The sequence below is a fragment of the Nocardioides humilatus genome (genome assembly GCF_008373755.1).
Lineage (GTDB): Bacteria > Actinomycetota > Actinomycetes > Propionibacteriales > Nocardioidaceae > Nocardioides > Nocardioides humilatus.
In genome coordinates this window covers 227,397-240,509 of the sequence record NZ_VUJV01000006.1, presented here as the reverse complement: position 1 = coordinate 240,509, position 13,113 = coordinate 227,397, and the positions used below count along the sequence as shown (strand labels likewise).

Sequence of the window (13,113 nt, the reverse complement as noted above, 5' to 3'; positions counted from 1 at the left end):
GTGTCTCCTCAGATCCGTTCGATGATCGTGACGTTGGCCTGACCGCCGCCCTCGCACATGGTCTGCAGGCCGTATCGGCCGCCGGTGCGCTCCAGCGCGCCGAGCAAGGTGGTCATCAGCCGGGCGCCAGTGGCGCCGATCGGGTGCCCGAGCGCGATCGCGCCGCCCTGGACGTTGACCTTGTGCCGGGGGACGTCGAGCTCCTTCATCCAGGCGAGCACGACGCTCGCGAAGGCCTCGTTGATCTCGACCAGGTCGATGTCATCCATCGACAGGCCGCAGCGCGCGAGAGCGCGGCGGGTCGCCGGGATCGGCGCGGTCAGCATCAGCACTGGGTCCTCGCCCAGCACGGACAGGTGGTGGATGCGGGCACGCGGTCGCAGCCCGTGCTCACGAACAGCACGCTCGGAGGCGATCAGCAAGACCGCGGACCCGTCCGAGATCTGGCTCGAAGTGCCGGCGGTGTTGCGCCCACCCTCGCGGAGGGGGGCGAGTGCGGCCAGCTTGTCGCTGGCGGTGTCGCGCCGCGGGCCCTCGTCGACGGACACGCCGCCGTAGGGCTCGATCTCGGCCTCGAACCAGCCGCCGTCGATGGCCTCGAGCGCGTAGGAGTGGCTCTCCAGGGCGAACTTCTCCAGTTCCTCGCGGCCGATGTCCCAGCGCTCGGCGATGGCGTCGGCGGACCAGAACTGGCTGATCTCGGGGGTCCCGTACCGGGCCACGAGACCGGCGCTCTCCCAGGGACCGGGGAGGTCCGGCACGTCGTATCCCTTCATCAGCGGGATCTGGCTCATGCTCTGCACGCCGCCCGCGATGACCAGGTCGGCGGTGCCGCTCATGACTGCCTGCGCGGCGAAGTGCACGGCCTGTTGGCCGGATCCGCATTGCCGGTCGAGAGTGACCCCCGGGACGGTCTCGGGCAGCCCGGCTGCCAGCGCCGCTAGCCGGGCGATGTCGCCGGCCTGCGGTCCGAGCGGATCGAGGCAGCCAAGGATCACGTCGTCGATCGCGGCGGGATCGACGTCGACGCAGCCCGTCAGTGCGCGGATCACATGCGCGGCGAGGTCGCCCGGGTGGACGTGCGCCAGTCCTCCGCCGCGCCGCGCGACGGGCGTGCGGACGGCATCGACGATGAAGGCTTCGGGCATCAGGATCTCCTCAGAAGGACCGGGGCAGGCCGAGGGCCTGCTCGCCGAGGTAGTTGCGGACCATGTCGTTGTTGAGTGGTGCGAACACCCAGAGACGGACGTCGCGCCACCACTGCTGCATCGGGTGCTCGACGCTGAACCCGGCACCGCCCATGACCTCCATGCCCGTCTGGGTGGCCCGGACCGCGGCTTCCGAAGCGGTCAGCTTCGCCATCGAGGACAAGACGTCGGCCCGTCCGCCGGCGACCTCGACACACGCGGCGCGGACCAAGAGACCGCGGGCCGCCTCGACGGCGACGGCAGCCTCGACCAGCCGGTGCTGCACCGCCTGGAACGACCCGACGGTGGATCCGAAGGCCTCACGTTCCGCGACATATCGGGTGGCGTACTCCACTGCGGCACGCCCGGCGCCGATCGCACCCGCCGCGGCGTTGAGCCGCTCGCGATTGAGGACCTCGAGGACCAAGCGGAAGCCGAGGTCGGGCTCACCGACCACGCTCGCTCCCGACACCCGGACCTCGTCGAAGACCACGGTGTTGGTGTCCAGGCCATGAACGGCGACGGTCGGGATCTCGCTGACCTCGATGCCCGACGCCGTCGCGGGGACCAGAAACATCGTGATGCCGTCGATCGACGTGCCGTCGCTGGTGCGGGCCAAGACGACGAAGAAGTCGGCACGCTGGGCGCCGGAGATCCAGCACTTCTCCCCCGTGATCACCCAGTCGTCCCCGTCGCGGCGGGCAGTCGTGCGCATCGCGCGGCCGATGTCGGTCCCGCCGCCGGCTTCGGTGCACGCGAACGCGACCTTTGCCTCCCCCGCGGCCAACGGAGCGAGCCAGGCGGCACGCTGGTCTGCGTCTCCGTGGACGGAGAGGACCTGCACGCCCATGTAGTGCACGACCATGAACACCGCCATCGAGGTCGGGCCCGCGGCCAGCTCCTCGAGGACCACCAGCTGGTCCAGCGCGTTGCCCTCGCCACCCTGGTCCGCGTGGGCGCCGATCGCCAGGGCGCCGAGCTTGGCGAGGTGGGCGTGCAGCTCGTCGTCGAACTCCTCGGCGAGGTCCAGCGGCAGTCGGCGCTCGGGCGGAGCGACGTCTCGAACGATCGCGCGGACGGCTTCGCGAAGGGCCTGGCGCTCGACATTGTCGGCGATCGGGTCGGCAGCGACACCCTGGGCATCGGTCACGAACATGGGGTCGTCCTCTCAGACGGGGTAGACGCCGTTGCGGCGGCGGATCTCTGGTTTGCGACGGTCGCGGTAGACCCGGAAGCGGGAGGCAAGCTCGCCGCGCAGGTCCTCGACGGGCACGACCGCCTCGACGGCGTTCTCGTTGGCGATCTGGAAGACGTCGACCTTCTCGGCGTACTCGGCGCGCAGCGCGGCGACGAAGCGTTGACGCTCGGCCTCGTCCTCGATCGCCATGGCGCGGTTGTAGTGAACGCCGGCGATGGCGGCTTCCGGACCGAGGAGCGCGGGCTTGGCCGTCGGCAGGGCCAGAACGGCGTCGGGGTTCATCGGGCTGCCGGACATGCCGAGGTAGCCGCCGCCGTAGGCCTTGCGGACGATCACAGCGATCCGCGGCACCCGGCTCTCGGCGACCGCGAACAGCATCTTCGCCCCGTGCCGGATGATCCCGTCCCGCTCGGCGACGGTGCCGAGCATGTAGCCAGGAACGTCGACGAGGAAGAGCAAGGGCACGTTGTAGGCGTTACACATCCACACGAACCGCGCGGCCTTGTCGGAGGAGTCGCTGAACAGCACGCCCGCCTTGACCGAGGACTGGTTGGCGACGATGCCGATCGGCGAGCCGTCGATCCGCGCGAAGCCGGTCACCAGCTCGGGTGCGAACAGCTCCTTGTGCTCGAAGAACGAGTCCGCGTCGACGATGCCGTCGATGAGCAGGTGCACGTCGTACGGCGTGGCCTCGTTGGCCGGCACCACGTCCCGCAGCGGACCCACGTCACGGGGCGGTCGCGCAGCCACCCTGGGCGGCTGCTGCTCCCAGCTGGCCGGGAGGTAGGAGAGGTACAGGCGGACCGCGTCGATCGCCTCCACCTCGGTCGCGACCATCACATCGGCCAGGCCCGAGACCCGGGCGTGCAGCTCTGCTCCGCCCATCTCCTCCAGCGAGACGGACTCGCCGGTCACCATCTCGGCCACGCGGGGCGAGCCGATGTAGGCGGTGGCGGTGCCCTTCACCATGATCGTGACGTCGCACAGCGCCGGGACGTAGGCGGCGCCCGCGGGAGACGGGCCGAAGAGGGCGCAGATCTGCGGCACCCGGCCGGAGATCTGGACCTGGTTGTAGAAGATGTTGCCCCACGCATGGCGCCCGGCGTAGCTCTCGAACTGCTCGTCGATGCGGGCGCCGGCGGCGTCGACGAGGTAGACCAGCGGCACGCCGAGCTCGTCGGCGAGCAGCTGCATCCGGGTGATCTTCTCGAAGGTGCGCTTGCCCCAGGCACCGGCCTTGACGGTGTAGTCGTTGGCGATCACGCACACGCGGCGGCCGTCCACGTGACCGACGCAGGTGACCACGCCGTCGGCCGGGAGGTCCTCGAGGTGTCGCGCCAGCAGCCCGTCCTCGAACTCCTCGATGTCATCAAGAAGCAGCTGCAGGCGCTCGCGGACGAGCAGCTTGCCGGCCGCGCGGTGCTTGTCGCGGGCGGCCTGCGGACCGCCGCGGCGCGCCGCGGCGAGACGGCGGTCGAGCTCGTCATACAGGTCGGTGGCCACGCATCGATGATGACGAACAAGCGTTTGTACGTCAAGTGGATGCAAACCAACGAGCACACACCGCGCCGCGGCTCGGAGCTACGAGCGGGTCGACGACACGGGCGTCCGGCGGCTCTCGAAAATGCCGGCGGCGATCACCGATGTGGGGCGGTGGCCCTAACGGATCGGCGCACGAAGAGCGGCGAGGGGCGCGTAGGTACGCACGAGCTGGTCGGCGACCTCGTCCAGACTCAGTGGACCATCCTCGTGGTACCACGACGCAACGTGCGAGCTGATCGCGATGAGGGCGTACGCCGCCATCGTCACGTGGGGGATGTCCGCTCCCTGCGCGACGGCGTCCTCAAGGATGCGGATGAGTCGATCCTCATAGGCGTCGCGCAGCTTCTGGATCTTCCTACGGCTGACCGTCGGAAGGCTCCGCAGCTCAGTGCTGCCGATGAACGACTCCCGCATGTGGGTCCCGTAGTACCCGATCGTCGCCTTCATGAAGGCCTCGAGCCGGAGCAGGGGCTCCTCGACGCCGTCAACAGCGGCATCGACTGCCGATAGCACGCCGTCGAGAGAACTCTTCATGATCGCGAAGAGCAGTGCTTCCTTCGACTCAATGTGGTTGTACAGGCTGCCCACCTGCAGGTCGACCGCGTCCGCGACATCACGCAGGGTCGTGCCGCCGTACCCCCGCTCGAAGAAGAGGTCCTCTGCAGCTCGGTAGATCGCGTCCGAGGTGCTCCCCACCGGACCCCGGGCCTTGCCCTTGGAACGCCCTCGGTTCGTCCTGACCGCCACCCGGCACCTCCTGCTCGCTCACATCCTACGAACCGGTCCCCGCCGCACGCGAGCCACACCGAGTTCGTCGGCGAGCCGCGCCAGCACTGCAGGCACCGACCGACTACGGCAGTTACGCGCGAGCGCGATGGCGCGAGGTCGCGAACTCCAGGGCGTCGACCCACGACGCTCCGCGTTGAATCAGCCCGCGGTACTTCATGATCTCCGAAGGCGCCCGCACGGTAAGTGCCCCGACCAGGCGTTCCCCCGCCCGGTACAACACGACCCAGCGGCCGTCGTCATCGACAGCACCCTCCACCCAGGCCACCTCGTCAGCGTCCGGGACCCCGACGAACTGGATGCGGTCGCCGTACCAGTCCGACCAGTAGTACGGCACGGTCGCGTACGGCTGCGCCCGGGCCGGGTCGAGCGCGTTGCGCACGGCACGTGCGCCCTGCTCCGCTGCCGCGGTCCAGTTCTCCATGCGTTGCAGGGACCCGAACGTCGGATTAGGCCACCGGGCCACGTCGCCGGCGGCGTACACCCCTTCGACGCCGGTCCACAGGGTCTCGTCACACACGATGCCGTTGTCGAGCGTCAGCCCCGAGCCGTCGAGCCACTCGACGGCGGGGACCGACCCGATGCCGGCCACCACGATGGCGGCGGGAAGGGTCCTCCCGTCGGTGAGCACGACGCGCTCGACGTGGCCACCACCCTCGATGGCCTCGACCCCGGTGCCGCAGAGCAGCGTGGTGCCGTTGCGATAGTGCAGGGACGCGATCGCGGCTCCCATGTCTGCGCCGATCGCACGAGCCAACGGGGCGGGAGTCGCCTCGACGATCGTCACGTCGAACCCGCGCTTGCGTGCCGACGAGGCGATCTCCGAGCCGATGAAGCCGCCACCGACCACGACGACGGGTCCACCGTCTGCCAACGCGTCGCGAAGCGCCTCGGCATCGTCGAGGGTGCGCAACGCGTGGACCCCGGACAGCAGCTCCGTGCCGGGCAGGCGGCGAGCGCCAGACCCCGTCGCCAGCACGACCGCGTCGTAGGCCACGCCCCGGTTGCCGATGTACACCGTCTTGGCTGCCGGGTCGAGTGCGGTTGCCGGCGACCCGAGGAGGAGATCGACGTCCAGGTCTTCGATGAAGAACCGCTCGTCGCGGTAGAACGGGCGCGGTGGCGCTAGCTCGTCCTCGCCGCGATCCAGGAACGCCTTCGACAGCGGTGGCCGGTCGTAGGGCAGGTGCTTCTCAGCGCCGATCAGCGTGACCCGGCCGGTGAATCCGTCCTTGCGGGCGGTCTCCACGGCCCGCAGGCCGGCCAGCGAAGCACCAACGACGACGAGGCTCTCCACGCTCACGGCCTCGCGACCGATGGCGTCGTCACCACACTGTGAAGCCGCAGCGCCTCTGTCGGACATGCGGCGACGGCCGCCTCCACGGCTTCCCGCTCCTCGTCGCTCAGCGATTCCTTGAGGAGTACGAGGGCGCCTGAGTCATCAACCTCGAACACGTCCGGGGCCAGGGACTCGCAGATGCCGAGCCCGGTGCACTTCTCGTAGTCGACTGAGATCTTCACGTCACAGGCCTTTCGTTGTCGGGCTCAAACGAGCAGGTCCTCGCGACCGTCGCTCTTCAGGGTCTCGATGTACGCCGGGTAGAGCTTGCGGGTCATCGGAGCGAGTTTGAGCAGCGACGCGATGTTGCCCGAGATCTTGATGTGGCCCTTGGCCATCGCGAGCGGAAGGTTGACCTTGCCCTGCCAGTAGCCGTTGCCGGTGGTGGCGGCCATGGACATGGTCGCGGTCGGCTGCGGCAGGTCGGCAGCCGGGCCCACCCGTCGACTGGCCATGTCCACGACGAACGTGGAGTCCGGCTCGGAGTAGTCGAGCTGCAGCACGATGCCGGTAGCCACGAGCTTCTGCCCGATCTCCGGGTCATTGAATGCCTTCTGGAAGATGCCGCCCAGGTAGTGGCGGACCTCGTCGCTGTTGGCGAATGTCATGGGATTCTCTCGTTCTCGATCGTTGTGGACGTGGGCGTCAGGCCAGCCGGCGCAGCAGCTTGAGCGTCTTCTCCGTGTACGGCGGGTAGACGAACTTGAGGTCCGGCTTGAACCGCTTGACCAGCACGGCCTTGCGGTGACTGAAGGTCTCGAAGCCGAACCTGCCGTGGTAGGCGCCCATGCCGCTGGCTCCGACCCCACCGAGAGGCAGGCCAGGGATCAGGCAGTGCTGGGCGACATGGTTGACGACGACCGCTCCCGCGGATACCTCGTCGATCACCCGCTGCTGGGTCTGCTTCGACCCGGAGAACAGGTAGAAGGCAAGCGGCTTCGGCTTGCGCTTCGCCCCTGCGATCACGTCGTCGAGCGAGTCGTAGGTGACGATCGGGAGGATCGGTCCGAAGATCTCCTCGCTCATCGACGGCTCGTCGGCCGCCGGGTCGAGGATCACGGTCGGCTCGATCGTCAGCGCCGCGCGGTCGTGGCCGCCGCCCGCCACCACCGTGCCCCGGGTGGCGTCGAGGTAGCCCTTGAGCCTGTCGAACTGCCGCTCGTTGACGATCCGCTGGCCGGCATCCGGCAGATCAGAGCGGAACTCCTTGAGCGTCTCGACGATGCGAGAGACCAGTGCGTCCTTGACCGAGGAGTGCACGATCACGTGATCCGGGGCGATGCACATCTGCCCTGAGTTCATCAGCTTCACCCAGGCGATCCGGCGGGCCACGACGTCGAGGTCAGCGTCGGGAGCAACGAGCGCCGGGCACTTGCCGCCGAGCTCCAGGGTCACCGGGGTCAGGCTCGACGCGGCACCGGCCAGGACGAGCCTGCCGACGTCCGTGCCGCCGGTGAAGAGGGCATGGTCGAACCCCAGCCCCAGCAGCTCCTGCGTGACCTCGGGCCCGCCTTCGATCACCTTCACCGCGTCGCTGTCGACGTACTCCGGAAGGCGTCGGGCGAGCACGGCGGAAGTGGCTGGTGCGTGCTCCGACGGCTTGACGACGGCGCAATTGCCAGCCGACAGGGCGGCGACCAGCGGACTCAGGGTCAGGTAGACCGGGTAGTTCCACGGGCCGATGATCAGCACGGTCCCGAGTGGTTCGTACGCGACGCTGGCGCGCCCGGGCAGCTGCGCAAGAGGCAGGCCGACCTTGCTCGGCCTGACCCAGCGCCTGAGGTGCTTGAGCGCGTAGGCGATCTCGCCGTTGGTTCCGGCGATGTCGCCCAGGTAGGACTCGTCAGCACCGCGACCAAGATCTGCGGTCAATGCGTCGGTGAACTCCACCTCGCGCTCCTCGAGCATCGCGGCGATGCCCTTGAGCTGCGCCTCACGCCACGCCAGCGGCCGGGTGCGCGCGGTGTGGTGAACCTCGCGCAGCGTGCCCAGGGTGGCAGCGAGATCGCTGCTGATCGCCGGGCCAGCGGTCGTCTCGATGGTTGTCATGGGATCTCCTCAGTTGGGCAGGTGCTTCAGCGGATGACGACGGGCATGCTGCGCACCGCGCGGACGAAGTTGCCGGTCAGGTAGGTCGGCTCGCCGAGCTCCATCGTGGGAACCCGGTGGAGCAGCTGGTCGAAGATCTCGCGGATCTGCATCTTCGCGAGGAACTGACCCATGCAGAAGTGGGGCCCGCCTGCGCCGAAACCGACGTGCGGATTGGGGTTGCGAGTGATGTCGAAGACGTCGGGATCGGCGTATACCCGCTCATCACGGTTGCCTGAGGAGAAGACCATGGCGACCCACTCGCCCTCCTTGATCTCCTGTCCGCCCAGGACCGTGTCACGCGTCGCTGTGCGCCGGAAGGTCATCACGGGCGTGGCCCAGCGGACGAACTCATCCATGGCGACGTCGATGCGGCCGGCGTAGTCCTCGAGCAGGAGAGCACGCTGCTCAGGGAACTGTTGGAGCGCCCGCGCGGTGAGGCTGATGGTGTGCCGGGTGGTGTCGTTGCCGGCGACCGAGAGCAGCACGAAGAACGATGCGATCTCGTCGTCGGTCAACTTCTGACCGTCCACCTCAGCCTGGACGAGGCCGGTCATCAGGTCGTTCGCGGGCGCGCGACGGCGCTTCTCCGCGAAGTCGTAGCCCAACCGGAGCAGCGCGATCAACGCGTCGTTGAGCACCTCCCCCGGTTCACGCCCGGCGGCGACGTCCTCGTCCGCCCAGGACACCAGCTCGTTCGCCCACGATGCCGCCTCCTGGCGCTGCTGCGCGTCGAAGCCGAGGAGCTCGTTGATGGTCCACATCGGCAGTCGCTTGGACACCAGGTCGACGAAATCACCCTCCCCTACCTCGATCAAGTGGTCCACGATCTCGCGGGCCTGAACCTTGACCTGGGCGTGGATCTGCTCGACGCGCCGCGGAGTGAAGGCGGAGCTGACCAACCTGCGCAGCTGCCCGTGACGCGGGGCGTCCATGCCCAGGAACGAGGCTGCTGCCTCGTTGACGTCCGGCGGCACCTCCTCGAACATGGTGCCCTCGCCGGAGCAGAAGATCGCCGGGTTGAGGCTGACCTCCTTGATCAGCTCTTGGGTGGTCACGACCCAGACGCCGTCGTTCTCCGGAGCCATCATGCCGCCCTCGATCGGACGGTGCCAGCTGATCGGCCGCTCACGACGCAGCTCGCGCCACACCGCGTCGCGACCCTCCGCGGGCTGGTCCCAGAAGCTGTAGGCGGCGACGTCCAGGGGGTCGTACGGCCGTTTGGTGGGAGCGATGGTCACGATCAGACCCTTTCCAGGTAGATCTTCATGAGCTCGCCTTTGACGAGCTTTCCAGTGGCGGAGCGCGGAAGTGAGTCGACGAAGTCGACCGAACGAGGAACCTTGAAGGACGCGAGGCGGTCGTGGACATAGGCCGTGATGTCGGCAGCCAGCTCCGGACTGCCCACGTGTCCCGCGCGGAGCTGGACGACGGCCTTGACCTGCTCGCCGAAGACGGGGTCCGGCACCCCGATCACCGCGACGTCGTAGACGGCAGGATGCAGGGTGAGGACGTTCTCGATCTCTTGGGGATAGATGTTGACGCCGCCGGAGATGATGACGAAGGCCTTGCGGTCGGTGAGGAAGAGGTAGCCGTCCTCGTCGACGTAGCCGAGGTCGCCGACGGCGGACCACAACTCGTGACGCGGGTGGCGGGATGCCGCGGTCTTCGCCGGGTCGTTGTGGTACTCGAACATGACCCGGTCACGCTCGAAGTAGATCGTGCCGACCTCGCCGACCGGAAGGACCTCACCCTCGTCGTCGCAGATGTGGACCGGACCCAGCTTGCTGGTGCCGACCGACCCGCGCTTTCGGAGCCATTCCTCGGTCGTGATGAACGCGAAACCATTGCCCTCGGTGGAGCCGTAGTACTCGAGCAGGATCGGCCCCCAGAGCGCGATCATGGCCTCCTTCACGTCAGGCGGGCAGGGGGCAGCGGCGTGGATGGCCATCCGGAGCGACGACATGTCGAAGCCGGTTCGTGCGTCGTCGGGCAGCTGCAGGATGCGGACGAACATCGTCGGGACGACCTGCAGATGGGTGACGGCGTGGTCCTGGACCGCCCGGAGCAACCCCTCGGCATCGAACTTCTCCATCATCACGACGGTCCCGCCGTGGGCGTGCACGACGCCGCAGAAGCGCAGGGGCGCCGCGTGATAGATCGGTGCCGTGGAGAGGTAGACGGTGTCGGTACCGAAGCCGAACGCCATCGGCGCGATCGCCGTGAACGGTTCGCCAGGCTCGTCCACCTGCAGGGGCAGCAGCGGCGGACGTACGCCCTTCGGCGAGCCCGTGGTGCCGGAGGAGTAGAGCATCTCGCCGCCGCGCGGCATGGCCGCAAGGGGCTCGCCCGCGCCGGCAAGCACCTCCTCGTACGACGCGTGCCCCTCCACGGTGCCGCCGAAGCAGATCCGGTGCGTGACCTCCGTGGTCTGGCCGGCGACCCCGACTGCGAGGCCTTCCAGCTCCGCGGACGCGATGACGACCCGAGCGCCGCTGTCGTTGACGATGTAGGCCGCCTCCCCCGGGGTCAGGTGGTGGTTCACCGTCGTGAGGTAGAGGCCAGAACGCAGCGCGGCCCAGTAGACCTCCAACGCCTCCGGGGTGTTGTCGGTGATCAGCGCGACAACATCGCCAGTGCGCAGGCCGAGGTCGTGCAGTGCCCGAGCAAGTCGGGCGGACCTGTCCTCGAGCTCGCCGTAGGTGAGCGACCGCCCGGAGCCGGACATGATCACGGCCGGCTTGTCGGGTTCGAGTGCTGCAGTCGTGCCCGGATACATGAACTTGCCTCCTGATGATTCCTGTGGCGGCCGCCACGATACGGTAAGTCGACTTACCGTACAAGCGTTTGTTCGTCACGGTTTCGGGATACGTTCGGGGTCCAACGAGTTCTGGTGAGGAGACCCGTGCGCAGGCAGCGGAATCGCGATGACTTCTTCGAGGCGGCGATGCAGATCCTGGCGACCGAGGGCTATGTCGGCCTGAAGCAAGGCAGGCTGTGTGACCTCCTGGGGGTGACCACGGGCTCGTTCTACCGGCACTTTCCGAACTGGCTGGCCTTCAAGACCGACCTCCTCGAGGCGTGGCGCCAGTCGCGCACCCTCGAGCTAGTCGCCATGGCGGACCGACTGCCCGATCCCCTGGTCCGACTCCACGAGCTCCGGAAGGCCACCCTCGACCTTCCTCACCGAGCCGAAGCTGCCATCCGGACCTGGACGGCCAACGACGAGGACGTCGCGGCCGTCCAGCAGGACGTCGACGAGCAGCGACTGGCGGTGACGACCGCGGCCATGCACGAGCTCTTCACCGATCCGGAGACGGCCAGGAACTACGCCCACATGGGGCTATTCCTCCTGGTCGGGTTCGAGCAGCTCGAGCACCCGCACGACGTCGCCCAGCTCGACTGGACCTTCCAGAAGTTTCTCGCTCACGTGCAGGAGCACTGTGACTCGGGGCGGCCAGTCCAGTCCTGAAGCGGTCCCCCAGAAGGGTGCGCATCGCTCGCAATCGGCCGTGGCCCGTCGGGCGCTCTCGGTCGCTGGACGGTCGCTCACCCTCCCACCACACGGTCTCGGTCATCGCCGTGACAAAGGGAAGTGCTGCCGTCATCGACTCACTACCCCACGTGAGGGCTCGGTCCAGGGCAGCATCACTGGGCGCCAGGTTCAACGGCGACAGCGTGGGTGACATCTGGAGGAGGTGGTCGCAGTAGGGCAGGTTCCGCACCATCTGAAGGCTGACCGCACGAGTGATCGGAGTGAGCCACAGGTGCCGCGGGTCGAGTTGCGGGTGGAAGCAGTCCAGCGCGAGGAACGCCGCGTTGCGGCTCCCCAGCCGGCCACGCTGCACCATGATCCAGGCCTGTTCAGCAGGGACGTTGCTCGCAGCGAACCCATCGACCAGCGCAGCAACGTCGCGAGTCGCCATCAGCTCGTCGAGGATCGGCACCATGGCCGGATCCTTCGTCTCGTGGTGCAGAACGCCTGGGATCGCCGCAGAGAACGACGCCGCGTCGACCACGTTCAACTGTCGGGTCAGGTCGTCGCCACCCAGCACGATCGGTTTCACCATGCGCGTGTCGATAAACGAGGCGACCTGCCACAGCCTGCCCACGGCCTGCGGCCCGAGACCACTCGGCCTCACCGGGAGGTTGTCGAGCTGCAGCCGGGCCAGGTCTCGACGCCGGAAGGACGAGGGCAGTCTTGAGAAAAGCTGCCGGTGTACGCCTGCCACGACGACGTCGAACGGGATGACCGTCTCGTGCAGCCGCATCTGGCGGCCATCGTCCCGCTCGAAAATCGGCCCGGCGAACTCGTCGAAACGTAGGGACATGAGGCCGGCAAGACCGTGCCGTCGCGGGGGCTCCGGGCCGAGCAGGCTCCGGTACGTCAGTGACCGGGCGAACTCGACGTACTCGCCTGTCGGCACCGGCAGTTCCCGAGAGAGAACGGCACCAAGGACAGCCCCGATCGATGAGCCCATCAGGTAGTCCGGGAGCAGACCGGCATCGGCAAGCGCCCGGTAGGCGCCGAGGTAGACGAAACCAGCCCCACCGCCTCCGCCCAGCACGAGAACCAGGTTCTTGACGCCGACCTCGGCGTCGAGCTCGGCGGCCGAGAACCTTGAGGAGTGCCGCCGGATGACGTCCCTTCGCCCTTCATCAAGAAGCTGCTCGAGTTCGTAGTAGGCCTCGCGGGACGCGAGCAGCCGACGCGATGGTTCCGTCTCCGTCCGCAGCGGACCTCGGAGCCGAGCGACGACCCTCTCGCGCAGCGGCGCCAGCTCCGCAGTGAGATCGACCTCTCCGCGACCGCTACGCCGCCCCTCACCCGCAGCGCCGGGTTCGAACACGGTCAGGCGGGCGAAGGAGATCAGGTACCGCAGCCGCCGGATCTCGTAGTCCGTCAGCACCTGCGGCTCGTCGACGTTCGCCCTGACCAGGGCACGCTCCATCTGTTGGAGGGTGAGCACGTG

The 13,113-nt window shown here is 68.2% G+C and carries 11 protein-coding genes and 1 pseudogene; 1 reads left to right on the top strand and 11 read right to left on the bottom strand.

The window, feature by feature from the left end:
* Nucleotides 1-8: 8 nt before the first annotated feature.
* The 10 genes from F0U44_RS17420 to F0U44_RS17375 all read right to left on the bottom strand — a co-directional run bounded on the left by F0U44_RS17420 (nt 9) and on the right by F0U44_RS17375 (nt 10,919).
* On the bottom strand, nt 9-1,148 hold the full coding sequence (locus tag F0U44_RS17420) for an acetyl-CoA C-acetyltransferase (protein WP_149729631.1): 1,140 nt from the start codon (nt 1,146-1,148) through the stop codon (nt 9-11).
* A gap of 10 nt (nt 1,149-1,158) precedes the next feature.
* On the bottom strand, nt 1,159-2,343 hold the full coding sequence (locus F0U44_RS17415; protein WP_149729630.1) for an acyl-CoA dehydrogenase family protein: 1,185 nt from the start codon (nt 2,341-2,343) through the stop codon (nt 1,159-1,161).
* A 12-nt stretch (nt 2,344-2,355) separates the two neighbouring features.
* Nucleotides 2,356-3,888: an acyl-CoA carboxylase subunit beta gene (locus tag F0U44_RS17410; RefSeq protein WP_149729629.1), complete on the bottom strand. Its 1,533-nt coding sequence runs from the start codon at nt 3,886-3,888 to the stop codon at nt 2,356-2,358.
* A gap of 156 nt (nt 3,889-4,044) precedes the next feature.
* A complete protein-coding gene (locus F0U44_RS17405; protein ID WP_149729628.1) occupies nt 4,045-4,674 on the bottom strand; it encodes a TetR/AcrR family transcriptional regulator in 630 nt (209 codons plus the stop codon).
* Nucleotides 4,675-4,786: 112 nt separating this feature from the next.
* Nucleotides 4,787-6,010, bottom strand: coding sequence for an NAD(P)/FAD-dependent oxidoreductase (locus tag F0U44_RS17400; protein ID WP_223163735.1), 1,224 nt, complete (start codon nt 6,008-6,010; stop codon nt 4,787-4,789).
* A 2-nt stretch (nt 6,011-6,012) separates the two neighbouring features.
* Nucleotides 6,013-6,234, bottom strand: a complete 222-nt coding sequence (locus F0U44_RS17395; RefSeq protein ID WP_149729626.1) for a ferredoxin — start codon at nt 6,232-6,234, stop codon at nt 6,013-6,015.
* A gap of 24 nt (nt 6,235-6,258) precedes the next feature.
* Nucleotides 6,259-6,660, bottom strand: a complete 402-nt coding sequence (locus tag F0U44_RS17390) for an SCP2 sterol-binding domain-containing protein (protein ID WP_149729625.1) — start codon at nt 6,658-6,660, stop codon at nt 6,259-6,261.
* Nucleotides 6,661-6,697: 37 nt separating this feature from the next.
* Complete coding sequence (locus F0U44_RS17385) at nt 6,698-8,101, bottom strand: aldehyde dehydrogenase family protein (protein ID WP_149729624.1); 1,404 nt, start codon at nt 8,099-8,101, stop codon at nt 6,698-6,700.
* A gap of 26 nt (nt 8,102-8,127) precedes the next feature.
* Complete coding sequence (locus F0U44_RS17380; RefSeq protein WP_149729623.1) at nt 8,128-9,381, bottom strand: cytochrome P450; 1,254 nt, start codon at nt 9,379-9,381, stop codon at nt 8,128-8,130.
* A gap of 2 nt (nt 9,382-9,383) precedes the next feature.
* Nucleotides 9,384-10,919, bottom strand: a complete 1,536-nt coding sequence (locus F0U44_RS17375) for an acyl-CoA synthetase (RefSeq protein WP_149729622.1) — start codon at nt 10,917-10,919, stop codon at nt 9,384-9,386.
* Between the two features lie 168 nt (nt 10,920-11,087).
* On the opposite strand from F0U44_RS17375, the pseudogene F0U44_RS23780 reads away from it, so the two are divergent.
* Nucleotides 11,088-11,177: pseudogene (locus tag F0U44_RS23780) on the top strand (hypothetical protein); the annotation flags it as partial.
* A gap of 265 nt (nt 11,178-11,442) precedes the next feature.
* On the opposite strand, the gene F0U44_RS17365 reads toward F0U44_RS23780, so the two are convergent.
* Nucleotides 11,443-13,092 (bottom strand): patatin-like phospholipase family protein, encoded by a 1,650-nt coding sequence (locus F0U44_RS17365; protein WP_223163734.1) that lies wholly within the window; start codon nt 13,090-13,092, stop codon nt 11,443-11,445.
* Between the last annotated feature and the right edge of the window lie 21 nt (nt 13,093-13,113).

Coding starts and splice junctions, on each gene's coding strand:
- F0U44_RS17365 (WP_223163734.1), bottom strand. CDS start 13,092: ATGGAGCGTGCCCTGGTCAGGGCGAACGTCGACGAGCCGCAGGTGCTG.
- F0U44_RS17415 (WP_149729630.1), bottom strand. CDS start 2,343: ATGTTCGTGACCGATGCCCAGGGTGTCGCTGCCGACCCGATCGCCGAC.
- F0U44_RS17390 (WP_149729625.1), bottom strand. CDS start 6,660: ATGACATTCGCCAACAGCGACGAGGTCCGCCACTACCTGGGCGGCATC.
- F0U44_RS17420 (WP_149729631.1), bottom strand. CDS start 1,148: ATGCCCGAAGCCTTCATCGTCGATGCCGTCCGCACGCCCGTCGCGCGG.
- F0U44_RS17375 (WP_149729622.1), bottom strand. CDS start 10,919: ATGTATCCGGGCACGACTGCAGCACTCGAACCCGACAAGCCGGCCGTG.
- F0U44_RS17385 (WP_149729624.1), bottom strand. CDS start 8,101: ATGACAACCATCGAGACGACCGCTGGCCCGGCGATCAGCAGCGATCTC.